The 1,932-nt window shown below is 52.6% G+C and carries 1 rRNA gene; it reads left to right on the top strand.

Annotated elements, in window-relative coordinates:
- Window positions 1–1,799, top strand: a 23S ribosomal RNA gene (locus tag BTA35_RS16380); the annotation flags it as partial.
- Window positions 1,800–1,932: the final 133 nt, after the last annotated feature.

The following is a 1,932-nucleotide window of genomic DNA, read 5'->3' as shown; positions in this document are numbered from 1 at the left end:
CACTAGTCGAGTCGGCCTGCGCGGAAGATGTAACGGGGCTAAACTATGTACCGAAGCTGCGGGCTTGCACTACGTGCAAGCGGTAGAGGAGCGTTCTGTAAGCCGATGAAGGTCTGTTGAGAAGCAGGCTGGAGGTATCAGAAGTGCGAATGCTGACATGAGTAACGATAAGGGGAGTGAAAAACTCCCCCGCCGGAAGACCAAGGTTTCCTGCGCAACGTTAATCGGCGCAGGGTGAGTCGGCCCCTAAGGCGAGGCAGAAATGCGTAGTCGATGGGAAATTGGTTAATATTCCAATACCTCTTTAGAGTGCGATGGGGGGACGGAGAAGGCTAGGCCAGCGCGGCGACGGTTGTCCGCGTTTAAGCCGGTAGGCTTGCATCTTAGGTAAATCCGGGATGCTCTATGCCGAGACGTGATGACGAAGATTCTACGGAATCGAAGTGGTCGATGCCATGCTTCCAGGAAAAGCCTCTAAGCTTCAGCTCTAAAGAGACCGTACCCCAAACCGACACAGGTGGTCAGGTAGAGAATACTAAGGCGCTTGAGAGAACTCGGGTGAAGGAACTAGGCAAAATGGCACCGTAACTTCGGGAGAAGGTGCGCCGGTTGGAGTGAAGGGTTTACCCCGTAAGCTCCGACTGGTCGAAGATACCAGGTGGCTGCAACTGTTTACTAAAAACATAGCACTGTGCAAACACGTAAGTGGACGTATACGGTGTGACGCCTGCCCGGTGCCGGAAGGTTAATTGATGGGGTTAGCTTATGCGAAGCTCTTGATCGAAGCCCCGGTAAACGGCGGCCGTAACTATAACGGTCCTAAGGTAGCGAAATTCCTTGTCGGGTAAGTTCCGACCTGCACGAATGGCGTAATGATGGCCACGCTGTCTCCACCCGAGACTCAGTGAAATTGAAATCGCAGTGAAGATGCTGTGTATCCGCGGCTAGACGGAAAGACCCCGTGAACCTTTACTACAGCTTCACAGTGGACTTTGATATGACTTGTGTAGGATAGCTGGGAGGCTTTGAAACGTGGACGCCAGTTCACGTGGAGCCAATCTTGAAATACCAGCCTGGTCATGTTGAGGTTCTAACTCAGTTCCCTTAGCGGGATCGAGGACATTGTGTGGTGGGTAGTTTGACTGGGGCGGTCTCCTCCCAAAGAGTAACGGAGGAGCACGAAGGTACCCTCAGCACGGTCGGACATCGTGCAATGAGTGCAAGCGCATAAGGGTGCTTAACTGCGAGACTGACACGTCGAGCAGGTACGAAAGTAGGTGCTAGTGATCCGGTGGTTCTGTATGGAAGGGCCATCGCTCAACGGATAAAAGGTACTCCGGGGATAACAGGCTGATACCGCCCAAGAGTTCACATCGACGGCGGTGTTTGGCACCTCGATGTCGGCTCATCACATCCTGGGGCTGAAGCCGGTCCCAAGGGTATGGCTGTTCGCCATTTAAAGTGGTACGCGAGCTGGGTTTAGAACGTCGTGAGACAGTTCGGTCCCTATCTGCCGTGGACGTTGGAGACTTGAGAAGAGCTGCTCCTAGTACGAGAGGACCGGAGTGGACGAACCTCTGGTGTTCGGGTTGTCATGCCAATGGCATTGCCCGGTAGCTATGTTCGGACAGGATAACCGCTGAAAGCATCTAAGCGGGAAGCCCCCTTCAAGATGAGGTCTCACTGAAGCCTTGAGCTTCCTAAAGGGCCCTTGAAGACTACAAGGTTGATAGGTCAGGTGTGTAAGCGTTGTGAGGCGTTGAGCTAACTGATACTAATGGCCCGTGAGGCTTGACCATATAACACCAAAATGGTCTGACCTTGCTGTAAACCGTGCAACAACACGGAAAGACAAACGATCGGATACGACACAAGATACAAAGATCAAACGATAAACCGCAATACAGAATTTAGCCCTAACACGGCACAAAG

It is taken from the genome of Oceanospirillum linum, assembly GCF_001995095.2.
GTDB classification, from domain to species: domain Bacteria; phylum Pseudomonadota; class Gammaproteobacteria; order Pseudomonadales; family Halomonadaceae; genus Oceanospirillum; species Oceanospirillum linum.
This window is presented reverse-complemented; position numbering and strand designations above follow the sequence as displayed.